The sequence below is a fragment of the Flavobacterium ranwuense genome, assembly GCF_004349315.1.
GTDB classification, from domain to species: Bacteria; Bacteroidota; Bacteroidia; order Flavobacteriales; family Flavobacteriaceae; genus Flavobacterium; species Flavobacterium ranwuense.
In genome coordinates this window covers 857,487-883,295 of record NZ_SMLH01000001.1, presented here as the reverse complement: position 1 = coordinate 883,295, position 25,809 = coordinate 857,487, and the positions used below count along the sequence as shown (strand labels likewise).

The window sequence follows — 25,809 nt, the reverse complement described above, 5'->3', positions numbered from 1 at the left end:
GATTAATTAAACAATCAAAATGGCAAGTCATTAATAGGCAAGACATTATTTTCTGGGTCAAAATTAGTGTTTTTCGCAACATCAGCTGCAGGAATTTGTTTGTTGTTTTCACTGTCTTTTTTTGTTGTAAGAAAAGTAAATTCGGTTACCTGAATTTCGGTGGTGTGTTTTGTACTGCCATCCTCTGACTGCCATTGACGGGACTTAATGCGTCCTTCCACATATATTTTATCTCCTTTAGAAAGGTATTTTTCACAAAGTTCAGCCGCTTTATTGCGTACTACCAGATTATGCCACTCTGTAGAAGTGATTTTTTCATTAGTGGTTTTATTGATATACACTTCGTTTGTTGCCAACTGAAATCTTCCGATACAATTGCCTCCGTCGAAATAATGCATTTTGATATCATCGCCAAGAAAACCGATAAGCATAACTTTATTTAATGTTCCGTTCATTGTTAGGATTTGGTATTTATATCAAAGATACATTTTTTTAGAAACTCTATAAATCCTTTTCTATAAAATTATGAATCACAATTGGGAAAGGATAAGTTCTCAAAGTTTCAGTATCAATTCCATTCTCAATTGTTCCTTTTACAGATACTTTCCAAAACTTGATATGCAAATGCTGGTGTGACAATTTATGAATGATACTTTTCTCGTTGTATTCTAACATACTCAAAATTTCATATCGGTCGCTAAAATCCTTTTGTATAAGAGCATCAACAGTATCAAAATCTTCTTCTTTTTCTGTTTCTATCAAAGGGAATTCATATAAGTTGTGCCAAATTCCTTTATCTGTTCTCTTTTGGATAATTGTATTCCCAGTTTCATCTTCAAGAACCAAATAATTAAAGTATCGGCTCCTGACTTTTAGTTTTTTGGACTTTACGGGTAATTGATCGACTTTGTTTTTTTGTAAAGCAGCACAACTTTCGTTGAAAACACAAATGCCACAATTCGGGCTTTTAGGAACGCATTGCAACGCGCCAAACTCCATAATGGCTTGATTGAAAGTTGCCGGATTGTCTTTTGGCATGAGTTCGAAAGCCAAAGCAGCGAATTCTTTTTTGGCGGAAGCCTGAGCAATATCCGTATCCATATCAAAATAACGCGATAAAACCCGGAACACATTTCCATCAACAACGGGAACGGCTTCATTATAAGAGAAAGAAGCAATTGCCGCTGCGGTATATTCTCCCACTCCTTTTAATTTCAATAAGTCATTATAATTCCCCGGAAAGATTCCTGATAAATCAAAAGCGATATGCTGCGCTGTTTTATGTAAGTTTCGAGCTCTGGAATAATATCCTAATCCCTGCCAAAGTTTCAAAACTTGTTCTTCATTGGCTTTCGCCAAATCAAAAACAGTAGGAAAAGCGGTTGTAAAAGATAAAAAATAAGGCATTCCTTGTGCAACACGCGTCTGTTGTAACATGATTTCAGAGAGCCAAATAGGGTATGGATTAGTAGTATTTCGCCAAGGCAAATCGCGTTTATTTTGTAAATACCATTGTATTAGCGAGTTAGAAAAAATCATGTTTTAATTATTTGTTAGCAAAAGTAAAAGTTTATGTGATTAAAATTTAATCAATTAGCTTGAATAATTGTTTTTTAAATTCCTATATTTGCAAACTCAAAAAAATAGTACAACATTATAAATAGGAAAGAAAATGACGAAAGCAGATATCGTAGCAAAAATTTCAGAAAAATTAGGTCTTGAAAAAGGAGATGTACAGGCAACTGTAGAGACTTTTATGAATGAAGTAAAAAATTCATTAGAAACTGGAGACAATGTTTATTTAAGAGGTTTTGGAAGTTTTATAGTGAAAACTAGAGCGGAGAAAACAGGAAGAAATATTTCCAAGAATACAACAATAAAAATTCCTGCACACAACATTCCTGCATTCAAACCTGCAAAAGTTTTTGTAGAAGGAGTGAAAACAAATAACGAAGCAAAATAACAATATTAATTAATCATAAAATCTACAAGATATGCCAAGTGGTAAAAAAAGAAAGAGACATAAGGTAGCAACGCACAAACGCAAGAAAAGAGCGAGAGCTAACCGTCACAAAAAGAAAAAGTAGTTTTAAACTACTTTTTTCTTTTTAAACGTTCATTGAAATTGAGATTTAAGATTGTCGAATGCCGATTTAAGATTGCAGATTTTAAAAATCTAAAATCAAGAATCAAAACTCAGAAATCTAAAATCTCCCCGGGTTCAATACCTGTTAAAATATTGTTTAATCCATTTGTTCGCCTTGGCGAATAGATAAAAAATTTACAGTGTGAATAAAGAATTAATCATTAGATCTAGTTCTGAAGCCGTAGATTTTGCCTTATTAAAAGATGGAAAACTAATTGAATTACACAAAGAAGAAGAAAAAAGCAACTTCCAGGTAGGTGATATTTTTATTGCCAAAATCAGGAAACCAGTTGCCGGATTGAATGCTGCTTTTGTAAATGTGGGCTTCGAAAAAGATGCTTTTTTACATTATCACGATTTAGGTCCTAATTTATCTTCCCAACTGAAATTCATAAAACTTGTAAGCGCAGGTAAATTAAAAGATTTCTCCCTAAAAACCTTTCAGTTTGAAAAAGAAATAGATAAAGATGGTACTATTACTGATGTATTAAGTGCCAATCAATCTGTTTTAGTACAAGTCGTCAAAGAACCTATATCTACAAAAGGACCAAGAATCAGCGCAGAGCTTTCTCTTGCCGGAAGATTTATAGTTTTGGTTCCGTTTTCTGATCGCGTTTCTATTTCACAAAAAATAGAAGACAAAAAAGAAAAAGAACGCTTGAAACGATTAGTACAATCCATCAAACCAAAAGGATTTGGTGTTATTGTTCGCACAGTAGCCGAAGGCAAAAATACAGCCGAATTAGAAAAAGATTTGCAGAACCTGCTCAGCAGATGGACTGCAATGTGTAAAAAATTACCAACTGCTCATCATCCGTCCAAAGTATTAGGAGAACTCAACAGAGCCTCTTCAATATTAAGAGATGTATTTAATGATACCTTCAGCGGTATTCAAATTGATGATGAAGAGTTGTACAACCAAACAAAGGATTATTTGCAAGAAATTGCACCATCCAAACAATCAATTGTTAAGTTTTATCAATCAAAAGACACACCTATTTTTGAGAAATACAACATAGAGAGACAAATCAAAACTTCTTTTGGAAAAACAGTATCCATGAGTAAAGGGGCTTATCTTATTATCGAACACACTGAAGCCTTGCACGTTATAGACGTAAACAGCGGAAACCGTTCTAATAAGGCCACCAACCAGGAAGATACCGCCATGGAAGTGAATATGATTGCAGCTGCCGAAATCGCAAGACAATTACGTCTTCGTGATATGGGCGGAATCATCGTAGTTGATTTTATTGATATGTCTAATCCCGAAAATCGTAAAGTTTTGTTCGATTTCTTGAAAGAAGAAATGAGCGACGATAAAGCAAAACACAAGATCTTACCTCCGAGCAAATTTGGGTTAGTTCAAATTACAAGACAAAGAGTAAGACCAGAAGTAAATATTAAAACTAGAGAAGAAGACCCAAACAATGAAAATGCGGAGATTGAAGCTCCTATACTAATCATTGATAAAATTGCTTCCGATTTAGAAAGAATTTTAAAAACCCACAAAGACGTTGTGCTTAATGTACATCCGTTTGTGGCTGCATACCTCAGTAAAGGTTTTCCATCATTACGTTCAAAATGGTTTCTTGAACATAAAAAGTGGGTGAAAATCATACCTCGTGACGCTTACACGTATTTAGAATATCATTTCTTCGATAAAAAAGAAAATGTTATTATAGAATAAATTAAAACCGCCTTTCGTAAGATTGGCGGTTTTTTTATGCCTTTTTCTCAGGAGCTATTTCCAGCTCTCCACTATATCTTTTCCTGACTAAAGAAGCCAGAAAAAGGATGTCGTTGCTATCCGGGCTAGGGCATTCGAGAATTATACTACTTCCTTCTTTCGATAAAAAACCGCTTCATCAACTCCGAAGCTTCATTAGCCAAAACTCCTTTCACAACAGTTGTTTTAGGATGCAATTGTGTTCCCATTTTCACAAATCCACGATTTTCATCGCTGGCACCATACACAATTTTAGAAATCTGACTCCAGTACAAAGCACCGGCACACATCTGGCAAGGTTCCAGTGTGACATAAAGCGTGCAACCAATTAAATATTTTCCGCCAAGAAAATTTGCGGCGGCAGTAATAGCCTGCATTTCGGCATGAGCAGTCACATCAACGAGCATTTCAGTAAGATTATGACCTCGGGCAATCACTTTATTATCGATGACAATTAGTGCGCCAACAGGAATTTCGCCTTTTTCGAAAGCCATTTCGGCTTCATGCAAAGCCTTTTTCATAAAATATTCGTCGGTGAAAGGATTTATCATAGTTACAAAAATAAGAATTCAATTCGTACATTTGCTTCATGTCAGATAATTTACTTTCAAACATAAATAACCCAACCGATTTACGCCTGCTTGACGAAGCGCAACTTACTCAAGTCGCCCAAGAGTTACGTGATTTTATTATCGATATTGTAGCTGTAAAAGAAGGGCATCTCGGCGCCAGTTTGGGCGTTGTAGAACTCACAATAGCTTTGCATTATGTATTCAATACTCCTGAAGACCTATTGATTTGGGATGTAGGCCATCAAGCCTACGGACATAAAATACTGACTGGAAGAAGAGAAAATTTTCATACCAATCGTCAAATTGGCGGTATTTCCGGTTTTCCAAAAAGAAGTGAGAGTATTTACGATGCTTTTGGCGTAGGCCACTCCTCTACTTCTATTTCAGCCGCTTTAGGAATGGCAATTGCTTCTAATTTGAAAGGGGATTTCAACAAACAACACATTGCGGTGATTGGAGACGCTTCCATCGCATCAGGAATGGCTTTTGAGGGATTAAATCACGCCGGAGTTACCGATGCTAATTTATTGGTTATTCTTAATGATAACGCCATCGGCATTGACCCAAGTGTAGGCGCTTTGAAACAATACCTCACTGCCGTAAAAGAAGGAAAAAATCCGAGACAAAATAACATGATTAAATCTTTGAATTTTGATTATTCGGGTCCCATTGACGGTCATGATATTTTTGCCGTTATCAAAGAACTGAAACGTTTGCAAAAAATCAAAGGACCTAAATTCCTTCATATTATTACCACCAAAGGAAAAGGATTACAACAAGCCGAAGACGATCAGGTAAAATACCACGCTCCCGGAAAATTTGACGCCACAACAGGAGAAATCCACATCAAATCCGAAGAAAATTTACCTCCAAAATACCAGGATGTTTTTGGCTTGACCGTATTGGATTTAGCCAGAAAAAATGAAAAAATTATTGGAATTACACCTGCAATGCCATCTGGAAGCTCCTTGAAATTCATGATGGAGGCTTTCCCAAAACGTGCTTTTGATGTAGGAATCGCCGAACAACATGCGGTGACTTTAGCGGCAGGAATGGCAACTCAAGGAATGGTGGTTTTTTGTAACATCTACTCTACTTTTTTACAAAGAGGGTACGATCAGGTAATTCATGATGTCGCTTTACAAAACTTACCTGTGATTTTTTGTTTAGACAGAGCCGGTTTAGTGGGAGAAGACGGCGCAACGCATCACGGTGTTTTCGATTTGGCTTATCTGCGTTGCATTCCTAATATGATTGTTTATGCACCAATGAATGAAATCGCATTGCAAAACATTTTATACACAGCACAATTGGGATTAAATCATCCTATCGCCATTCGTTATCCGAGAGGTCGCGGTGTTATTGCAGATTGGCAAACGCAACATCTTGGAAACTATCAAAAAATTGAAATTGGAAAAAGTATTTGTATTAAAGAAGGTTCGAAAGTAGCCGTTTTATCCAATGGAACTATTGGCAATAATGTCACTTTGGCTATAGCCAAAATAAACGCACCAGAAACTATTGCGCATTACGATTTTTCTTTTGTTAAACCATTAGATAAAAATTCGTTACAAACCATTTTTACTAAATTTACAACTATAATTACCATAGAAGACAGCACTGTAAAAGGCGGTTTTGGAAGTGCAATTCTCGAGTTTGCTTCTGAGAACAATTATACTTCAAAAATAACGACTCTAGGCATTCCGGATGAGTTTATTGAACATGGAACTGTAGCCGAATTACAACAATACTGCAAAATTGACGTTAAAAGTCTTGAAATACTTTTTTCGAATTATTAAAAGAATTATTTTGCAACCTTAAATACAACTAGTCAAAAATGAAATTATTAACCTACACATTCCTTTTACTTACATTTACAATATCTTTCAATTGTTTTTCTCAAGAAGTAAGAATCACACCGCTATCTGATACAATTAAACCTGTAACAATGCTATCAACAGCAAATAAACCGTTGGCAGTAGCATTAAAAATACAAACTAAAACGCACTACCTTCCATTATCCTATTGGAGTAAAAAAAACAGTTTAGGCTTTGACATCTCTGAAGTTGCCTTTGTTAACTGGAGTGCAGGAGGAACAAGTTCGATTTCAGGATTATTTAAAGGAAAATTTCATAGAAATTATACCGGAAGTAATTACAACTGGTCAAATGAGTTGATCGTTAAATACGGTTTAAACAAACAAGACGGCATTGATATACGAAAAACAGAAGATGCCATACAATTTAACTCTACATTTGGCTATAGAATAAACCCTCTTTCTAACTGGTTTCATTCCGCTAAATTTAATTTTAATACGCAATTTGCTAATGGTTATGCGTATCCAAATACTGAAAAAGCAATTTCCAAACCTTTTGCTCCCGCTTATATTTTTATGGGTGTAGGCGCTGAAAATATCGATAAAGAAAAGAAACGAACACTTTACATTTCGCCATTTACATTAAAAACAACTCTGGTTTTAGACCAAAGGCTGGCGAATCAAGGTGCTTTTGGTGTTGCTAAAGCTACCTACGACTTGGATGGAAATCTACTCACCGAAGGAGAAAAATCAAAAATGGAGCTTGGCTTTTTAATAACCAATAAATACAAAAAAGAAATTTTCAAAAATGTCAATTTAGAAAATCGTCTAAGTTTATATTCTGATTATATAAATCGTTTTGGGAATGTAGATGTAGATTGCGACTTCCAAGTGGAGCTTGTGGTGAATCAATACGTTAAAGCTAATATTGGAGCACATGTTATTTATGATGACGACATCAAATCAAAAAGAGAAATTGCCGGAATACAAGTAACTGAAGGCCCAAAAACACAAATAAGACAAGCAATTGGTGTTGGACTCGAATATGTTTTCTAAAAATTAATTCTTTTTTCTACCATTAATCGTTTCAAACAATTCGAGAGCATTCCCATCAGTCAGCAGCGACACATAATGACAAATATGGAGTAATCTTCCATATAGATTCTCTTTTTCCAAATGATGCTTTTCCGGCAACATTTTAAGAATTAACGCATCGTAATTAGAAGCATTTCCATTGAATTTATTATTGAAAGCGGTTATGAATTTATCCAGCAAAGTTTGAATAATTTGATAGCCAACGATTTCTTTCTCGATGACTTCTCGGCTTTGATAAATGTTATTGACACTAATCTTTATTATATCATCCATTTGAGCTTTATACTTACTTTTATCCATGATGGCAAAAGGAAATTTGCCTTCCAGAATTAATGCTTCATTTTCGACAAAAACTTTTACAGCATCATTAATTAAGCTACCAATTGCCAAAGCGCGCAAATAACTAATTCTATCTTCTTTGGTTTCTAAAGTCTTATATTTAGAAGTATCAATGCTGTCTTTTACCAATTTTATCAAATATTCCAACGCAAAATCTTCGGAAACTAAACCTAAGTTTATTCCATCTTCAAAATCAATAATGGTGTAACAAATATCATCAGCAGCTTCAACTAAATAAGCCAAAGGGTGCCTTTCAAAACCAATATCGTTTCCTGATTTATTTGGAATCAAACCCATATCAGAAGCCACATCTTGAAAAAAGGCTTTATCGGTTTGAAAGAAGCCGTATTTTTTATCGGCAATATCTTTGGTTGGTTTTTTTGGCAAACTTTCTTTTGGGTATTTCATAAAAGCACCAAGAGTCGCATACGAAATTCGGAGTCCGCCTTCAATTCCGGGACGACTTGCCGTCAGTACTGAAAATCCATTTGCATTTCCTTCAAAATCAATTAAATCCTGCCACTCTTTTTTCGAAAGTTGATCTTTATATTGCTGTCCTTTTCCAATCGAAAAATATTCTCCAATCGCTTTTTCACCGGAATGTCCAAAAGGTGGATTCCCAATATCATGCGCCAAAGACGCCGCGGCAACTATAGCTCCAAAATCATTCATATGATACCCATGAATTTCTTTCAGATGCGGATATTTTTCTATTATTTTTTTACCAACCAATCGTCCTAAAGAACGCCCAACAACCGAAACTTCTAAACTATGTGTCAATCTGGTGTGCACAAAATCAGTTTTTGACAATGGAATAACTTGTGTCTTATCCTGCAAACTTCTAAAAGCGGCCGAGAAGATAATACGGTCGTAATCAACCTCAAAACCCAAACGGGTATCGTCTTGTTCTACACGCAATCTTTTGCCTTTGTCGCCTTGTCGTCTTAGTGATAAAAGTTGTTCCCAGTTCATGATTTCTTTTTAAAATTTCTTTCCAAAGATAGAAGAAATAGACACATTATCAAGAGAAATAAAGTCAGGTATTACTTAATTTATATGAAAAACTTAAAGTTTCAGCTCCTATTAATACAATATCCTAAAAATAACAAATTTATAAACCTATAGAAAAAACTTTAAATGATTTGTGCTACTTTTGTACCGAATTTAAGTTCTTAATTTATTTCTTCATCAACCGATAAGGGTTTTACTTAACTGTAAATTAATAGGGAATCGTGTGTAAATCACGAACTGTCGCGCAACTGTAAGTAACACAAAAAGTTTTTATCTGAAATAAGATCCACTGTTAGTCTATGACGAATGGGAAGGATGATAAAAATGTTACAAGTCAGGAGACCTGCCTTTTATCGAATTGACAATGCTTTCGCGATTTGAAGCAATAGTCAGGTATGGTGCGTTCTGAACACAATAAGCGTAACTATTTATGCCTTGTTGTGCGGCTCTCTTTGGTAACGTATTCCCCCTTTCTACTATTTATTTCTAACGAGCATTTGAAATGCATCAAGAGCTTTTAACTGATTTATTCATCATTTAAAAAGCAAAAAAAATGCTAACAAACAATCTTGGCTACCCGCGAATTGGTAGCAACAGAGAATTAAAAAAAGCCTGTGAATCGTACTGGGCAGGAAAAATTTCCGCAGACGAACTTTTAACTGTAGGTGCCACTATCCGCAAGCAAAACTGGCAGCTACAAGCCGAAACCGGAATCGATTTAATCCCTTCCAATGACTTTTCGTTTTACGACCAAGTCCTGGATTTATCACTTACATTAGGAGTTATTCCAAAACGTTATCAAGAATTAGCTAAAACAAACTCTACCATCGATTTGTATTTTGCTATGGCCAGAGGCTCGCAAAAAGAAGGACAAGATGTAGTTGCTATGGAAATGACAAAATGGTTTGACACCAACTACCATTACATCGTACCGGAATTTACCAAAGACCAAGAATTCAAATTATTCACCGAAAAAATAATCGATGAGTTCAAAGAAGCCAATGCTTTAGGAATCGCTACAAAGCCTGTACTTATAGGACCTGTTTCCTACTTGCTTCTCGGAAAAGAAAAAGAAGCAGGTTTCCATAGAATAGACCTTATCGATAAATTGCTTCCGGTATATTTTGAAATTCTTCAAAAACTGGATAATGAAAATGTAGAATGGATTCAATTTGACGAACCATTTTTGGCTTTGAATCTAACGGATAGAGAAAGAAGCGCCATCACTTATACATATACCGAAATCAACAAACGCTTCCCTAAAATCAAACTAATTCTTGCCAACTATTTTGATTGTTTTGGAGAAAATCTTGACACCGTTCTTGCTTTGCCCGTCCATACTTTGCATTTAGATTTGGTTCGTTGTCATTCCCAATTGGATGACATACTGGAATCCGGACAATTATCAAGTAATGTAAATCTTTCACTTGGTGTTGTGGATGGCAGAAATATTTGGAAAAATGACTTCAAAAATTCCTTGGCTATTATCAAGAAAGCGACTGATGCGCTTGGCGAAAACAGAATCCTAATTGCGCCATCGTGCTCTCTTATCCACTCGCCGTGTGATTTGGAATTAGAAACGAATAACGCAACGCTAACTCCTGAAGTCAAGCAATGGTTGGCTTTCGCCAAACAAAAAACAGAAGAAATAGTACTGCTTAAATATTTTGCTTCGAATGAAATAGACACCACTAATTCGATTCGTTTTCAAGAAAATACTGTTGCCAATGAAAACAGAAAAACATCCACTTTAATCCATAATGATGCGGTAAAAAATCGTGTTGCCAGCATTACAACTGGTGATGACCAAAGAGAAAATCCATTTGCCATTAGAAGAAAAAAGCAAATAGATGTATTAAATCTTCCATTATTCCCGACTACAACTATTGGTTCTTTCCCGCAAACAACGGAAGTACGAAGCTGGAGAGCCAAATTTAAAAAAGGAGAATTAAGCCAACAACAATACGATGATTTACTTCAAAAAGAAACCGAAGAAACCATCCGCTTTCAAGAAGAAACCGGCATTGACGTTTTGGTTCACGGAGAATTTGAACGCAATGACATGGTGGAATATTTTGGTGAACAATTAGATGGATTTACGTTTACCAAAAACGGTTGGGTACAAAGTTACGGTAGCCGTTGTGTGAAACCTCCCGTTATTTATGGTGATGTTTCCCGCCCGAATCCGATGACGGTAAAATGGTCTGCTTTTGCACAAGCATTAACACCAAAATGGGTAAAAGGAATGTTAACCGGTCCCGTAACTATTTTACAATGGTCGTTTGTTCGTAACGATCAGCCACGCTCAGAAACCTGCACCCAAATTGCATTGGCGATCAGAGACGAAGTAGTCGATTTAGAAAATGCAGGAATTAAAATCATTCAAATTGACGAACCCGCCATTCGAGAAGGATTGCCTCTGCGAAAAGAAGAATGGGCAACCTATTTGGATTGGGCGGTAAAAGCCTTCAGAATTTCGGCAAGTGGCGTAAAAGATGACACCCAGATTCATACCCACATGTGCTACAGTGAATTCAACGATATCATCCAGAATATTGCTGATATGGATGCCGACGTAATCACCATAGAATGTTCGCGTTCGCAAATGGAATTACTGGATGCTTTCGCCGATTTCAATTATCCAAACGAAATAGGCCCAGGAGTCTATGATATTCACTCACCTCGTGTGCCTTCCAGTACCGAAATGGTGAAATTATTAGAAAAAGCTTCGGCAGTTATTCCTGTAGGCCAACTTTGGGTAAATCCGGATTGTGGTTTAAAAACCCGCCATTGGGACGAAACTAAAAAGGCTTTAATCGAAATGGTAGCCGCTGCTCAAGAGATGAGAATTGCTGTGGAAAATATTGTAACCGTTTAATAGTTAAAATAAAAAACCTAGTAGATTTTTAAATCTACTAGGTTTCTTTTTTAAGTGAAACTAGTATTAAACTACAATTTCATCGGATGGGTCAAGCAATTTCTTTTTTGCTATAAACTCATGCTTTTTCACCACATACGTAACGGATAATGTATCATGCCATCCGCGTGCACCAGTTAAAAAAGAAAAAGGCTCCAAAGGAATCAATCTCGATACTGTTCGTATAATAATGCTTTTCATATTGGGTTTTGAACCGTCATGTTTGACAACTAGTGTTTTTGTAAAATATTTAGCAAAGGTTCTGGAGAAATACATTTCAGTAAGTCCGTAGTAAAAAAACAGGACAATGAGTCCGAAAAATAAATTTTCAATGGGGCTCAATGCTTTAACCCAATTCGAAGCGGCATAACTATTAGTCAAGTCTCCAATTATAGTTATGGTAGTGCCGATAGTGATTCCGATGATATAAACTATCAATACGTCGATAAGGAAATTCAGGAAACGCTGGCTTTTGGAAGCTAATAAATCATCTGTAACAGTAAATTTTTTATTTTCCATTTTTAATATTTTTGATTATTATAAAATGCTTTAAGGCTAATAACAATCTCAAATATAGTGAATTGTTTACAAATTTGAATATTAAATCTTGGTGTTTTAGCCGCGATTACTTCACTTAACTTTAATTTTAATTGGAGTTCAGTGAACTTCGTTTGAAGTGGAAATCCTTTTTATTTTTCTTTAAAAATAAAAAGATTGTAACAAAAATCGGGACACGAGCGAAGCGAACTGACGAAGTAAATAGCTCAAAAAAAAAGCAGCTATCATTACAATAACTGCTTGAAATTTCTCCTTCGCCAAAATAGCAAAAGGTTTATTTATACTGATTTTCGATCAAAAATCAAAAATCATTAATCATCATTCTGAAATCCTTAGGATCCACACATTTCACATTCGTCCGGTCCTGCATTTTTAGACAATTCAATCATTGCTCTGTATTCTTCGGCAGTCATCTCTACTTGTTCTGCTACTACAGGAACAGCGATTGGCTGTTCTTTCACTTCAATTGGTTCTGCTTTTTTATCATTGTTCAATGTAAATTTAATCGCATCCACCGCAGCTTTTGTTCTTAAATAATACATTCCTGTCTTCAATCCGGATTGCCAAGCGTAGAAATGCATCGATGTCAATTTAGAATAATTGGCATTTTGCATGAATAAGTTCAATGATTGTGATTGATCGACAAAATAACCACGCTGACGAGACATATCGATAATGTCTTTCATGGACATTTCCCAAACTGTTTTGTACAATTCTTTCAAGTCTTGCGGAATATTCAGGTCTTGAACCGAACCGTTATTTCGCATTAATTCTTGTTTCAATGTTTCGTTCCACAAACCACGTTCCACTAAATCGTGCAACAAGTGTTTGTTCACCACAATAAATTCTCCCGAAAGTACTCTTCTCGTGTAAATATTAGAAGTATAGGGTTCGAATGCTTCGTTGTTACCCAAAATTTGAGAAGTCGAAGCAGTTGGCATTGGCGCCACTAATAATGAGTTTCTCACTCCGTGTTCCATCACTTCTTTTCGCAAGGAAGCCCAGTCCCAACGACCAGATAATTCCTCATCTTTCATTCCCCACAAATTGTACTGGAATTCTCCTTGAGATATTGGTGAACCTTCAAAACTAGAATAAGGACCTTCTTCTTTGGCCATTTCCATCGATGCGGTTACGGCTGCAAAATATAAAGTCTCAAAAATTTCTTGGTTCAGTTTTTTAGCTTCGTCGCTCGTAAATGGCAAACGCAACATAATGAAAGCATCAGCCAATCCTTGTACTCCAAGACCAATTGGTCTGTGGCGTTTATTAGAATTTTCTCCTTCTTTTACAGGATAATAATTTCTGTCAATAACTTTATTCAAGTTTCTCGTCACCCGTTTGGTAACGGTGTACAACAAGTCATGATTGAATTTCTTGTTTTCCACAAACATCGGTAACGAAAGAGAAGCCAGGTTACAAACCGCAATTTCATCTTTAGAAGTAAATTCCATAATCTCCGTACACAAATTCGAAGAACGAATGGTACCTAGATTTTTCTGGTTTGATTTTCTGTTGGCTGCGTCTTTATACAACATGTAAGGCGTTCCGGTCTCGATTTGCGATTCCAGAATTTTCTCCCACAATTCATGTGCTTTGATGGTTTTTCTACCTTTTCCACGTTTCTCGTAATCAATGTACATCGCTTCAAATTCTTCGCCATACACATCATACAATCCTGGACATTCGTTAGGACACATCAACGTCCAATAACTGTCTTCCTGTACTCTTTTCATAAACAAATCCGAAGTCCACATGGCAAAAAATAAATCTCTTGCACGCATTTCTTCTTTTCCGGTATTCTTTTTCAAATCCAGAAAATCAAAGATATCCGCATGCCAAGTTTCGATATAAATAGCAAAGCTTCCTTTACGTTTTCCTCCACCTTGATCTACATAACGTGCAGTATCATTAAATACTCTCAACATTGGAACAATCCCGTTTGACGTTCCGTTTGTACCACGAATATAAGAACCTGTTGCTCTTACATTGTGAATAGAAAGTCCAATTCCCCCTGCTGATTGAGAGATTTTTGCCGTTTGTTTCAACGTATCATAAATCCCGTCAATACTATCATCTTGCATCGCCAAAAGGAAACAAGAGGACATTTGAGGTTTTGGCGTTCCGGCATTGAACAACGTTGGCGTTGCATGCGTAAAGAACTTTTTCGACATTAAGTCATAGGTTTCTATTACTGACTTTAAATCGTCTAAGTGAATCCCAACAGACACACGCATCAACATGTGTTGCGGACGCTCTACGATTTTACCGTTTATTTTTAGTAAATACGATCTTTCCAAGGTTTTAAAACCAAAATAATCGTAGTTGAAATCTCTATTGTATATAATGTGTGAGTCTAGAAACTCCGCATTATCCATAATCACTTTATGTACTTCCTCAGAAAGCAACGGAGCATATTGACCGTTTCTTGGGTTTACATAATTGAACATATCACTCATCGTTTCAGAGAATGATTTTTTTGTATTCGAATGTAAATTTGAGATTGCAATACGAGCGGCTAACTGTGCATAATCAGGATGCGCAATAGTCATTGACGCGGCAGTTTCGGCAGCAAGATTATCCAACTCTGATGTCGAAACACCATCATAAAGTCCTTCAATTACTCGCATTGCCACTTTCACAGCATCAACCAAATCATTCAAACCATAACATAGTTTTTTAATTCTATCAGTGATTTTGTCGAACATTACCGGCTCTTTGTGCCCATCTCTTTTAACTACATACATACGCTTAATTGTTTTAAAAAACAGAAAATCCCTTTCCCATTTTTGAGTATTTGTTTCATTTTTTTGGGAAGCTAATCCCGCTGCCATTCCAATCTTTTTGTTTTTTTAAAGAAAAAAAACAAAAAGGATATTCCCTTCCATCGGGGCTAAAACACCCGCTGATGCGATAACTACTTTCTAAAAATCTGCGTCAAAAGATATTTTTTGAGCATCTTCATCCGTGTTCATAACACCTGCTTTTTGATATTCGGCAACTTTCTTTTCAAAGAAGTTTGTTTTCCCCTGAAGCGAAATCATATCCATAAAATCAAAAGGATTTGACGTATTGTATTCTCTGTCGCAACCTAATTCCACTAATAATCTGTCAGCAACAAATTCTAAATATTGTGTCATTAATACCGCATTCATTCCTATTAAACTCACAGGAAGTGATTCAGTGATAAATTCTCTTTCAATATTTAAAGCATCAACAATAATACCTCTGATTCTTTCTTTTGGAACTTTATTAACCAAGTGGTGGTTGTGCAAATGCACCGCAAAATCACAGTGTACCCCTTCGTCGCGAGAAATCAATTCGTTAGAAAATGTCAATCCCGGCATCAATCCACGTTTTTTCAACCAATAAATAGAACAAAACGCTCCCGAAAAGAAAATCCCTTCCACCGCTGCGAAAGCAATCAAACGTTCCGCAAACGAATCGGATTCGATCCATTTCAAAGCCCAGTCCGCTTTTTTCTTAATCGCAGGAAAAACTTCTAAAGCGTTGAATAATTCATCTTTCTCCACTTCATCTTTCACATAGGTATCAATCAACAACGAATATGTTTCGCTGTGAATGTTTTCCATCATGATTTGAAAACCGTAAAAGAATTTTGCTTCAGCATACTGCACTTCGTTCACAAAATTTTCAGCAAGATTTTCATTTACGATTCCGTCAGAAGCAGCAAAAAAAGCAAGAATGTGTTTTACAAAATACCGTTCCTCATCAGAAAGTTTATTATTCCAGTCGTTTAAATCTTGTGACAAATCGATTTCTTCAGCAGTCCAGAAACTGGCTTCCATACTTTTATAAAATTCCCAAATATCATGGTGTTTGATAGGAAAAATTACGAAACGATTTTTATTTTCTTGTAAAATTGGTTCAACTTGCGCCATTATAATTGTTTATTTTTTGAGATTTTAACGAAATTTTATGCTTTCTGTGGATTACAAAGATTGTGAAATATTGCCGAAATTAAAAGTCAAACTTATTCACAATCGGCCCTAGTTTTTAACAAACGGAAAAAATCGATACATTTTTAATATAGATTTTAGATATCTATAAATCAGCATTTTAAAATTTAAAAAAAGAGATGAAGTACCGTAAAATATAGGATTTTAAAAACAGTAAACAAGGAAATTTGAATTTATTTTAGATTTATTTTTTGAGTTCTTGCGCGACTATTTCTAGCTCCGCATACCAATCCTCTCCAAACTTTCTAACTAAAGCTTCTTTGACAAATTTATACACTGGCACTTCTAGTTCCTGACCTAAAGAACAGGCCGGATCACAAATGTCCCATTTATCATAATTAACGGCAGCAAACTCGGTGAAATCTTTAACACGAATAGGATACAAATGACAAGAAACAGGTTTTTTCCAGTCAATTATCCCTTGATTATACGCTTGCTCGATCCCGCACAAAGCCGTTTTACCATCAAAAATTACGTAAGCACAATCTTTATTGTCAATCAGTGGTGTTTCAAGATCACCATCAGTTCCTTTTGTCCAAGTTCCTCGCGCTTCGATAGCGGCAATTCCTTGTTTGCGTAAAAATGGTTTTACTTTAGGATAAATTTCCTCTAATATCTTAGTTTCCTCAACGCTCAATGGAGCTCCCGCGTCGCCATCAACACAACATGCTCCTTTACAGGCTGACAAATTGCAAACAAAATCTTTTTCGAGTATGTCTTCTGAGACGATCGTTTTTCCTAATTGAAACATTATTTTGGGGTACTGAGATTATAAAGCGCAAAGGTAGTTAAAGTAAATTGTAATTTTTTAGATAAAAACTAACTTTAACTTTTTTAAAAACCAATGGAATAATTGACTTTTAAAACCAACTAACAAACTAACAGTAAGAAACATACAATCATAACAAACAACAAATCAATTGAAAATCAGTCTGTAAAAAATGAATCAGAATTGTTGTAATAAAATTTAATTTTAATCAAAAATCTACCGAAAAGTTTAACTTTGCAAACAAAAAAAAATATGTTTGAAATCGATTTTAGAGAAATAATTACGGTTGGAATGGTACTTTTTGCTGTAATTGATATCGTGGGAACCATTCCTATTATTGTTGATTTAAGATCAAAACATGGGCACATAGAATCCGAAAAAGCTTCAATAGTAGCCGGTATAATTATGATTGTTTTCCTTTTTGTGGGAGAAGAATTATTGAATTTAATAGGGATTGATGTCAATTCTTTTGCCGTTGCTGGTTCATTCGTATTATTCTTTCTGGCATTAGAGATGATTTTAGGCATTCGCATTTATCGAGATGAAGAAGCGAGTTCTGCATCTATTGTACCTTTGGCGTTTCCCTTGATAGCCGGAGCCGGAACAATGACTACTTTACTCTCTTTACGCTCGCAGTTTTCTACTATAAATATTGTTATCGCAATACTATTGAATATTATTTTGGTATATATCGTTTTGAAATCATCCTCTAAAATCGAAAAAATACTAGGAGAAAATGGACTTGGCGTCATTAGAAAGACTTTTGGCGTAGTACTTCTTGCCATTGCTGTTAAATTATTCGCTGCGAATGTTAAAGGTTTGTTTGTCTAAAATAAATTTTCATAAATTTACCCCCTAAGATAATTTAAAAAGATAATCTGATTTTTGAACTGACATGTGTTTCTAAAATAAAAAATCTGTTTCTTTTATATCAAAAACAAAAACGTATTATGAAAATTTTTACTAACATATTGGTGTTTTTAGCAATAGCGCTAATCATATTTAATGTTACTTTGTTGGATTTTAGAAATCCATTTCAAGGAGATAGCGTAGTTGCTTTTATTGGAATTGCTGCTTCTTTTTGTGCCGTTTTAATTCTTTTGATTTTTAAAATGGCTAAAAAGATTGAAGAAAAATCAAATGAGTAACCATAACAATGTTTGATATTCTTGTAGTTGGCGGTGGGGTTTCTGGAATGTCATGCGCACTCGTTTTGGGTTCTGCAAAAAACAAACCCTTTGCTACTGACAAAAAAATCGGCATTTTCACCCATCAAAAAACATCATCTCTTCAAGAAGCGCTGTTTAATAATGCATACGGAATTCCTCCAGGAAAATTAGGCTCCGAACTATTGGAGGAAAGCACGGAACATCTTTCGAAAGCTTATCCTCATATTACTCAAATTCCAGAGGAAAAAGTACTAAAAATTGAAGGACAATTTCCGGAATTTACAGTCCTTACAAACAAGAATTCCTACCAAACAAAAATAATCGTCATAGGCATTGGATCCGCAAATACTTTTGCAATAGATGGATTGATGCATTATGTAGAACCCCATCAAAAATCCCTTCCTGAAAAACAACGAATCCAGTTAAAAAACAGCGACCATAAAGTTGCCGAAGGAATTTATGTTATAGGAACTTTAGCAGGCTGGAGAAGTCAACTGGCTATTGCTGCCGGAAGCGGTGCCGCAGTTGCAACAGATATTCTTACGGCATGGAATGACGGCGTGCAGACTCATGCACATGACAGTATTAGATAAATAGAATTTCATTCTGAAAAATCACTGGAAAAATAGTGGTAGGTTTGCATTTTTCAATACACTGTTTTATGTTATCACTATTATTGGGCCTGATTAGGCTCATCGTTTTTATACTATTCGTTTCCTTTTTCTCGATTATTTTCTATTTCATGAGTTTCTTTTGTAGCGAAGAAAATAATTCCAAAAGAGCACTTTTATTACGTGATTTTTTAATAGGAGGACTTAATATCATTTTAGGCATTCGTACCATAATTTACGGAGAAAAACCTACCATACAAGGACTGATTGTGGCCAACCATCGTTCTTATTTTGACCCAATCGTTATTGTAAATCTAATCCATGCTTTTCCTGTAGGAAAGAAAGAGGTGGCATCATGGCCGCTTATTGGCTATATCTGTAAAATATCCGGTGTTGTATTTGTAGATAGAAAGTGCCAAAAAAGCAGACAAGAAACTGCCGAAAATATTCGAGAAGTTCTGGCCAAAGGATATTCTATCATTAATTTCCCGGAGGGCACAACAGATGTTTTGCCAACGACTCTGGATTTTAATTACGGTTCTTTTGTGATGGCCACTAAGATTAAATCCGCGGTTATTCCTATTGCTATTGATTATAAAGAAAAAACAGATGCTTTTGTCGGAGACGACACTTTCATTCCGCATTTTTTAAAATGTTTTGGAAAATGGACTACTGAAATTAAAATCACTTTTTTTCCACCTATTTACTCTGAAGATGCAACCTATTTATTAAACACGTCTAAAAACATGATAGATGAAGAACTCATTCGGTATAGAAAAGATTGGGATAATGAAAATTAATAGTTTTTAAAACAAATATTTTCCTTTACTGTTACTTCTTGGAAATTGCCTTAATCATCGCATCTTCTTTCAAAATGATTCCATAATAATAGCTTTCCCCATACAATTGTCGGGCGAATTCTGCAGTTAAGTATCTTTTTACCAATGACTTGCTTTTTCCAAACTTCAAATCCAATCCGTTTCCGAAAATAAATTTTTGAAACAAATTAAAATACAAATCCGTTTGATCCATTTTAATTTTGAATTGTTCGAAAGTAAGTCCTTTAAAAGCGCTTCTGTTTTTATCTAATTGTTCGAAAACAAAATTACCAACGATTCCGGATTGCAATAAATAAGCTGTACTTTCATTTCCATGCTCCACTTCAAGCGGCACAAAAACATCAGGAACAATTCCGCCTCCGCCGTAAACAATTTTACCTTTTTTAGTTTTGAATTTCAAAGTATCAGAAACTTTTATACTGTCTTTTTCATACAACTCTCCATTTCCAAAACGAGCTTCTGATTCTTTAAAATACGCTTCATTCCCTTTCGAATAAGGCTTTTGAATAGAACGACCCGTTGGCGTGTAATACCTGGCAATAGTCAATCGAACCGCTGAACCATCCGCAAAATCCATTTCTCTCTGCACCAATCCTTTCCCAAAAGAGCGACGCCCCACAATAGTTCCTCTATCATTATCCTGAATGGCGCCCGCTAGAATTTCACTGGCTGAAGCACTGTTTTCATTGATTAAAACAAATACGCTTCCGTTTTCAAAACTGCCTTTCTTGGTTGCAAATGTCTTGTCTATATTCCCGTTTTTATTTTTGGTAAAAACAATCAGCTGCTTATCTGTCAACAATTCATCGGCAATAGCAATCGCTTCTTCCATATAACCACCTCCATTATCGCGAACATCAATAACGAGTGATTTTGCACCTTGTTGTTTCAGCTTAGTTAAACCCGCCATAAACTCTCTATAGGTAGTTTCGGCAAATCTGTTTATTTTTATATAGCCCGTTTTATTACTCAAAAGCAACGCCGCATCGACACTTTTTAGAGGAATAACATCCCGTTTTATTTTTACTTTTAGTTTTTTGCCTTCCGATTTTCTGTAGATAGTAAGCTCTATATCAGAACCTACCGTTCCTTTCAATTTAGAATACAAACTATCACTTGGCAATTTGCGTCCAAATAATTTCGTTTTATCGGCATACAAAATTCGGTCTCCTGCCTTTATTCCTGCTTTTGCCGAAGGCCCATTTTCAACTGGTTTTATAACTGCAACTGAATCGTTGTACATATAAAAGTTCACGCCTATTCCCACAAAATTTCCTTTCATGCTTTCTACCACTTCCAGCTGATCGCTTGGCGGAATATATACTGAATGCGGGTCGAGTTGCGCCAGAATATTATCTACAGTAAGATTTACAATAGAATCCGTATTGATATCATCGACGTATTCATTATCAATGAAATCAATCAGTTTATTGAGTTTGCTTCTGGAATTGTTTCTGGCTGAAAAGTCAGCCGCATTAGGAAAATTCAACATTCCGCCCAGCACAACACCCAAGGCGAGTGTTGAGAAAATAATAATGGGCAAATATTTTACGTTATATTTCATATGAAGACAACATTTATTCTTCTAATACTGGAATATGTTCCACCTCAACTCCTGCTTTTATCAGGAACTGAATTCCTGAATCATCACGGTATCCATTCTGATACACCACTCTTTTTATTCCGGATTGATGAATCAATTTGCTGCACTCTTTACAAGGCGAAAGCGTAATATACAAAGTAGCTCCTTCACAGGATTGTGTAGATCGTGCCACTTTCAGAATCGCATTTGCCTCAGCATGTAAAACATCCCAACGTGTCAATCCTTCGTCATCTTCACAGCAATTTTCAAAACCAGATGGCGTTCCGTTGTAACCATCAGAGATTATCATTCTATCTCGCACAATAATCGCACCAACTTGTTTGCGTTTACAATACGATAAAAGACCCCATTCTTTTGCAATTCTAAGATACGCTTTATCGTATTTATTTAATTTTTTTTCGTTCATTTTTATCTAATCCAGATTTCACTTTCAACAATCATTGGTATTACTACTCCTATTATAAATGCCGACATTACTAAGGTCCAATCGCGTTTCGAGAATCTGAAAACGGTTTGAACAATATACGACAAAATCAAAACTACAAAAACCACTACAATCTGGGCCGCTTCTATTCCTAATGCAAATTCTAACAATGGCAATACTTGAGCCGTAGCATCGCCTCCGAGAATTGACTTGAAATAATTTGAAAAACCCAATCCATGAATTATCCCAAAGAAAAGCGTGATGAAAAACACCAAATTTATACTTTCTTGCTTACTTGATTTTCCCGCCGTAAAAAGATTAAACAACGCCGTTATCAGTATCGTTATTGGAATTAATAATTCGACAACATTCACTTTAATTGCAATTATACCAAAAACAGAAAGCAACAAAGCCATCGTATGTCCAATGGTAAAAAGCGTCACCAGAAGCACAATTCTCTTCCAATCCTTAAAAGAGAAAGGAATCGCTAAGGCTATTAAAAATAAAACATGGTCATACGCATGAATATCTAAAACGTGTTTTAATCCTATTTGAAAGTAAATCCAAAATTCTGACATAGGTAATTTATTAGGTTGATAAAGGGGTTGTAAACTTACGATTAATTTTGAAAATGATTGATTTGATTATTTAAATAAATGCAATTCAAAAGAGATCAAATTCAAAGAAAAAATATAAAAAAATTAAAATCATTAATTTAAAAATAGATTTATCTTTGTAAGATAAAAAAACAATAATTATGTCATTTTCAGATTTATTTGATAGCGAATTCAAACAAAGAAATAAAGGTCATTTTTCAGCTATTGTTCGCGTAGCACTGGCTGACGATAAGTTTGCTCCAGAAGAAAAATTATTTTTAGACAAACTGGCTGTTCGATTAGAAATTTCTCAAGCAGAATATGAAGAAATTTTAGAAAACCCATTAAAATATCCCATAAACGCTCCTTATTTGCATGAGCAAAGACTGGAACGTTTGTTTGATTTAGCGAGAATGGTACATGTGGATCATCAGTTAGGCGACACACAAGAATTATTATTGAGAAAAATTGGAGTAGCACTAGGCTTTAATGCTGAAAATGTAGATTACATTGTACATAAAGCACTAAAACTAGTAGATAGAAAAGTCGATATAGACACTTTCCTTTTCGAAATGCAAAACATGAACAAGTAATTGTAAAGTATAAAAAAAGCTCCCAGAAATCTGGGAGCTTTTTTATTAAACCTGCATTTTTAGTATTTGCTTAATTTAGCTTTATGCATAAATTCTTCCGCTTTTTCCACCATGTTGTAGCTTCCGCAAAAGAACGGCACCCTTTGATGTAATTCCGTCGGTTCAATTTCCATGATTCTATTAAAACCGTCTGAGGCTTTTCCTCCCGCTTGCTCAGCAATAAAAGCTAACGGATTGCATTCATACAATAAACGCAATTTACCTTTTGGTGCTTTAGAACTCGTAGGATATAAATAAATTCCGCCTTTAATCATATTTCTATGAATATCCGAGACTAAACTCCCAATATATCTTGAAGTATAAGGTCTGTCTCCTTCTTCTAACTGACAATATTTTATATAATCTTTTACTCCTTGCGGAAAATGAACATAGTTCCCTTCGTTAATGGAATAAATATGACCATCGGTTGGGAATTGCATTTTTGGATGCGATAAATAAAAGGTTCCAATGGCCGGATTCAACGTAAATCCGTTCACTCCGTGTCCTGTTGTATAAACCAACATCGTCGAGGTTCCGTAAATAACATATCCCGCTGCAACCTGATTGATTCCCGGCTGTAAAAAATCTTCAATTGTAACTGGAGTTCCTATTGGGGTAACTCTTCTATAAACCGAAAATATAGTTCCAACAGAAACATTTACATCAATATTTGATGAACCGTCAAGCGGATCCATTAAAACCACATATTTGTTATTATGACTGTTGTCACTTCCTTCTACAGTGATAAAATCATCATTCTCTTCGGAAGCAATACCACATACAATTTCACGATTGATTAAAGTTTGAATAAAAACTTCATTCGCATAAACATCGAGTTTTTGCTGATCTTCTCCTTGTATGTTTTGTTCTCCGGCAGCACCCACAATATCAACTAATCCAGCTTTGTTTACTTTATAATTGACCACTTTGGCAGCCAATCGGATCGAGTTAATGATTCGGGATAATTCGCCTGACGAATATTGAAAAGCATTTTGATTTTCAATGATAAATTCTCCTAGTGTTTTGTTGCGTTCTTCCATTACGAAATCGATGTAGTTATTTTGAAGTCACAAATATCGTTTTTTTTGTGAAAACAATTTGAATACTATTTATTTAGTTTGTCAGTATTGTATATTTGCTGAATAAAACACACAATTAATACGTAAAAATGCAGTTTTATTGCATTTTTAAATCATTAAAATAAAAATTTATGAATATTAGAAGAGGAAACCCTCAAGATATGCCAGCTGTTTTAGGTCTTATCCAAGAATTAGCCGACTTTGAAAAGGAGCCAGATGCTGTTCTTGTAACTGTTGACGATTTAATTCGGGATGGTTTTGGCCCTGTTCCTTTATTTCATGTTTTTGTTGCCGAAGCCGATAACGAAATCGTGGGTATCGCATTGTATTATTACCGCTATTCGACCTGGAAAGGAAAAACAATTCATTTAGAAGATTTAGTAGTAAAAGACAAAATGCGTGGAACCGGACTTGGATATGCTTTGTATTCTGAAATTATAAAACAGGGTAAAAAAGATCAGGTTCGAAGAGTGGAATGGAATGTACTGGACTGGAATACCCCGGCAATAGAATTTTACGAAAAATCAGGTGCAAAAGTGCTACGGGATTGGGATGTTGTACAAATGGATGAAGCAGGAATCAACCATTTTGTAGAGAATAAATTGAAATAAAGTAAAAGAACAATTTTTGTTTAAAAGATTATGAGAGTATTCAAATTTGGAGGAGCTTCTGTGAAAGATGCCGCAGGAATTAAAAACGTATATGACGTTTTACAAAAAGTGGGTTACGAAGATGTGTTGTTGGTAGTTTCTGCAATGGGAAAAACAACTAATGCATTGGAAATTGTCATAAAAAACTATTTCGACAAATCAGCTGAATTAAATTCATCAGTCCAAGAAGTAAAAAAATACCACAATCAAATTTTGATGGATTTATTTGAAGATGACAAAAACGAAGTTTTTGCCGCTGTAAATACTCAATTTGCTGATTTAGAATATTTCTTGACACATAATAAATCTCCCAATTATAATTTTGTTTACGACCAGATTGTAAGTTATGGTGAATTAATTTCGACAACTATTCTAAGCCATTTCATGAATTTCATGGAAATAAAAACACAATGGCTGGATGTGCGTAATTTCATAAAAACAGACGCAAATTATAGAGATGCCGAAGTAGATTGGGAATTGACACAGAAAAACATTTCTAAAAACGTAAAACGAAAAATACTAAACATCACACAAGGTTTCTTGGGTTCAGACGAGAATAATTTCACCACCACTTTAGGTCGTGAGGGCTCCGATTATACTGCTGCAATTTTTGCGTATTGCTTAAATGCCGAAAGCGTAACCATCTGGAAAGATGTTCCTGGAGTAATGAATGCCGACCCGAGATATTTTGAAAACGCAAGTTTATTAAATCAAATTTCATATCGCGAGGCCATTGAATTAGCTTTTTACGGCGCAACGGTTATTCACCCAAAAACACTGCAACCTTTACAAAAAAAGGAAATTCCTTTGTATGTAAAATCATTTATAAACCCATTATTAAAAGGGACAAGTGTTTCTAAAGGTGTCGATTTAGAGCCGTATTTACCTTGTTTTATTGTCAAAAGAAACCAGCTTCTGATTTCGCTTTCCTCTATAGATTTCTCTTTCATCATGGAAGAAAACATCAGCGAGATTTTTGCTCTGTTTCACCAATTCAAGATAAAGGTAAACTTAATCCAGAATTCTGCGATTAGTTTCTCTGTATGCGTGGAAGATAAATTCGATAATTTTAAAGCACTGAATGCTATTTTATCTAAAAAATTTAAAGTGGATTACGACGAAAATGTAACCTTATATACTATCCGACATTTCAACGACAAAGCAGCTCAAACTGTTGAAAAAAACAAAGTAGTTTTATTGAAACAAGTCAGTCGTGAAACCATGCAAGTGATCACTAAAGAAGTTTAAACACTGTCCAACATTATTAAAAATGGGAA

24 protein-coding genes and 1 riboswitch are annotated in these 25,809 nt (G+C 35.2%); of the genes, 12 read left to right on the top strand and 12 right to left on the bottom strand.

The genetic code is table 11. The features are described 5' to 3' along the window. Nucleotides 1–14: 14 nt before the first annotated feature. Nucleotides 15–455: a single-stranded DNA-binding protein gene (locus E0I61_RS03835; RefSeq protein ID WP_131990340.1), complete on the bottom strand. Its 441-nt coding sequence runs from the start codon at nucleotides 453–455 to the stop codon at nucleotides 15–17. Between the two features lie 46 nt (nucleotides 456–501). Then, complete coding sequence (gene mutY, locus E0I61_RS03830; protein WP_131990341.1) at nucleotides 502–1,539, bottom strand: A/G-specific adenine glycosylase; 1,038 nt, start codon at nucleotides 1,537–1,539, stop codon at nucleotides 502–504. Nucleotides 1,540–1,672: 133 nt separating this feature from the next. On the opposite strand from mutY, the gene E0I61_RS03825 reads away from it, so the two are divergent. Further along, nucleotides 1,673–1,963, top strand: a complete 291-nt coding sequence (locus tag E0I61_RS03825; protein ID WP_066080765.1) for an HU family DNA-binding protein — start codon at nucleotides 1,673–1,675, stop codon at nucleotides 1,961–1,963. Nucleotides 1,964–2,288: 325 nt separating this feature from the next. Further along, nucleotides 2,289–3,833, top strand: a complete 1,545-nt coding sequence (locus E0I61_RS03820) for an Rne/Rng family ribonuclease (RefSeq protein ID WP_132069513.1) — start codon at nucleotides 2,289–2,291, stop codon at nucleotides 3,831–3,833. A gap of 146 nt (nucleotides 3,834–3,979) precedes the next feature. Here E0I61_RS03820 and E0I61_RS03815 read toward each other — a convergent pair whose 3' ends face one another. Beyond that, entirely contained in the window at nucleotides 3,980–4,423 is a 444-nt protein-coding gene (locus tag E0I61_RS03815) for a nucleoside deaminase (RefSeq protein ID WP_131990343.1), read from the bottom strand. Nucleotides 4,424–4,461: 38 nt separating this feature from the next. On the opposite strand from E0I61_RS03815, the gene E0I61_RS03810 reads away from it, so the two are divergent. Next, nucleotides 4,462–6,243, top strand: coding sequence for a 1-deoxy-D-xylulose-5-phosphate synthase (locus E0I61_RS03810; RefSeq protein ID WP_132069511.1), 1,782 nt, complete (start codon nucleotides 4,462–4,464; stop codon nucleotides 6,241–6,243). Between the two features lie 38 nt (nucleotides 6,244–6,281). Then, a complete protein-coding gene (locus E0I61_RS03805) occupies nucleotides 6,282–7,316 on the top strand; it encodes a DUF3078 domain-containing protein (protein ID WP_132069509.1) in 1,035 nt (344 codons plus the stop codon). Nucleotides 7,317–7,319: 3 nt separating this feature from the next. Here E0I61_RS03805 and E0I61_RS03800 read toward each other — a convergent pair whose 3' ends face one another. Beyond that, complete coding sequence (locus tag E0I61_RS03800) at nucleotides 7,320–8,666, bottom strand: deoxyguanosinetriphosphate triphosphohydrolase (protein ID WP_132069507.1); 1,347 nt, start codon at nucleotides 8,664–8,666, stop codon at nucleotides 7,320–7,322. A gap of 210 nt (nucleotides 8,667–8,876) precedes the next feature. Then, nucleotides 8,877–9,070: riboswitch (cobalamin riboswitch) on the top strand. Nucleotides 9,071–9,258: 188 nt separating this feature from the next. Here E0I61_RS03800 and metE point away from each other — a divergent pair. Next, the gene (gene metE / locus E0I61_RS03795) at nucleotides 9,259–11,583 is read left to right on the top strand and encodes a 5-methyltetrahydropteroyltriglutamate--homocysteine S-methyltransferase (protein ID WP_132069505.1); all 2,325 of its coding nucleotides are present in this window, start codon (nucleotides 9,259–9,261) and stop codon (nucleotides 11,581–11,583) included. A 66-nt stretch (nucleotides 11,584–11,649) separates the two neighbouring features. Here metE and E0I61_RS03790 read toward each other — a convergent pair whose 3' ends face one another. The 4 genes from E0I61_RS03790 to E0I61_RS03775 all read right to left on the bottom strand — a co-directional run bounded on the left by E0I61_RS03790 (nucleotide 11,650) and on the right by E0I61_RS03775 (nucleotide 16,911). After that, the gene (locus E0I61_RS03790) at nucleotides 11,650–12,141 is read right to left on the bottom strand and encodes an RDD family protein (protein WP_132069503.1); all 492 of its coding nucleotides are present in this window, start codon (nucleotides 12,139–12,141) and stop codon (nucleotides 11,650–11,652) included. 371 nt (nucleotides 12,142–12,512) lie between these two features. Beyond that, on the bottom strand, nucleotides 12,513–14,927 hold the full coding sequence (locus tag E0I61_RS03785) for a ribonucleoside-diphosphate reductase subunit alpha (protein ID WP_131990350.1): 2,415 nt from the start codon (nucleotides 14,925–14,927) through the stop codon (nucleotides 12,513–12,515). 177 nt (nucleotides 14,928–15,104) lie between these two features. Next, complete coding sequence (locus E0I61_RS03780; RefSeq protein ID WP_131990351.1) at nucleotides 15,105–16,082, bottom strand: ribonucleotide-diphosphate reductase subunit beta; 978 nt, start codon at nucleotides 16,080–16,082, stop codon at nucleotides 15,105–15,107. Between the two features lie 262 nt (nucleotides 16,083–16,344). After that, nucleotides 16,345–16,911: a DUF3109 family protein gene (locus E0I61_RS03775; RefSeq protein ID WP_132069501.1), complete on the bottom strand. Its 567-nt coding sequence runs from the start codon at nucleotides 16,909–16,911 to the stop codon at nucleotides 16,345–16,347. A 270-nt stretch (nucleotides 16,912–17,181) separates the two neighbouring features. On the opposite strand from E0I61_RS03775, the gene E0I61_RS03770 reads away from it, so the two are divergent. The 4 genes from E0I61_RS03770 (at nucleotide 17,182) to E0I61_RS03755 (ending at nucleotide 19,509) form a co-directional block, all read left to right on the top strand. Continuing rightward, the gene (locus E0I61_RS03770; protein WP_132069499.1) at nucleotides 17,182–17,760 is read left to right on the top strand and encodes a MarC family protein; all 579 of its coding nucleotides are present in this window, start codon (nucleotides 17,182–17,184) and stop codon (nucleotides 17,758–17,760) included. Between the two features lie 119 nt (nucleotides 17,761–17,879). Then, nucleotides 17,880–18,077 carry a hypothetical protein gene (locus E0I61_RS03765; RefSeq protein WP_131990354.1) on the top strand — a complete coding sequence of 66 codons (198 nt, stop codon included), beginning with the start codon at nucleotides 17,880–17,882 and terminating at the stop codon, nucleotides 18,075–18,077. Nucleotides 18,078–18,085: 8 nt separating this feature from the next. Next, a complete protein-coding gene (locus E0I61_RS03760; protein WP_132069497.1) occupies nucleotides 18,086–18,691 on the top strand; it encodes an FAD-dependent oxidoreductase in 606 nt (201 codons plus the stop codon). A gap of 68 nt (nucleotides 18,692–18,759) precedes the next feature. Beyond that, entirely contained in the window at nucleotides 18,760–19,509 is a 750-nt protein-coding gene (locus tag E0I61_RS03755) for a lysophospholipid acyltransferase family protein (protein WP_131990356.1), read from the top strand. Nucleotides 19,510–19,540: 31 nt separating this feature from the next. On the opposite strand, the gene E0I61_RS03750 is transcribed toward E0I61_RS03755, so the two are convergent. Genes E0I61_RS03750 through E0I61_RS03740 form a run of 3 tightly spaced genes read right to left on the bottom strand, consistent with a single transcriptional unit; the run spans nucleotide 19,541 to nucleotide 22,153 of the window. Then, entirely contained in the window at nucleotides 19,541–21,112 is a 1,572-nt protein-coding gene (locus E0I61_RS03750) for a S41 family peptidase (protein ID WP_132069495.1), read from the bottom strand. 13 nt (nucleotides 21,113–21,125) lie between these two features. Beyond that, nucleotides 21,126–21,557 (bottom strand): deoxycytidylate deaminase, encoded by a 432-nt coding sequence (locus tag E0I61_RS03745; protein WP_131990358.1) that lies wholly within the window; start codon nucleotides 21,555–21,557, stop codon nucleotides 21,126–21,128. A gap of 2 nt (nucleotides 21,558–21,559) precedes the next feature. Further along, on the bottom strand, nucleotides 21,560–22,153 hold the full coding sequence (locus E0I61_RS03740) for a HupE/UreJ family protein (RefSeq protein ID WP_132069493.1): 594 nt from the start codon (nucleotides 22,151–22,153) through the stop codon (nucleotides 21,560–21,562). A 179-nt stretch (nucleotides 22,154–22,332) separates the two neighbouring features. Between E0I61_RS03740 and E0I61_RS03735 the strand changes: the two genes are divergently transcribed. Continuing rightward, a complete protein-coding gene (locus tag E0I61_RS03735; protein WP_131990360.1) occupies nucleotides 22,333–22,764 on the top strand; it encodes a tellurite resistance TerB family protein in 432 nt (143 codons plus the stop codon). 59 nt (nucleotides 22,765–22,823) lie between these two features. Here E0I61_RS03735 and fbp read toward each other — a convergent pair whose 3' ends face one another. Then, entirely contained in the window at nucleotides 22,824–23,843 is a 1,020-nt protein-coding gene (fbp, locus tag E0I61_RS03730; RefSeq protein ID WP_131914885.1) for a class 1 fructose-bisphosphatase, read from the bottom strand. A 170-nt stretch (nucleotides 23,844–24,013) separates the two neighbouring features. Between fbp and E0I61_RS03725 the strand changes: the two genes are divergently transcribed. Together E0I61_RS03725 and E0I61_RS03720 are read left to right on the top strand one after the other, a co-directional pair. After that, nucleotides 24,014–24,493, top strand: a complete 480-nt coding sequence (locus tag E0I61_RS03725; RefSeq protein ID WP_132069491.1) for a GNAT family N-acetyltransferase — start codon at nucleotides 24,014–24,016, stop codon at nucleotides 24,491–24,493. Nucleotides 24,494–24,523: 30 nt separating this feature from the next. Further along, a complete protein-coding gene (locus E0I61_RS03720) occupies nucleotides 24,524–25,780 on the top strand; it encodes an aspartate kinase (protein ID WP_132069489.1) in 1,257 nt (418 codons plus the stop codon). The last annotated feature ends 29 nt before the right edge of the window (nucleotides 25,781–25,809 follow it).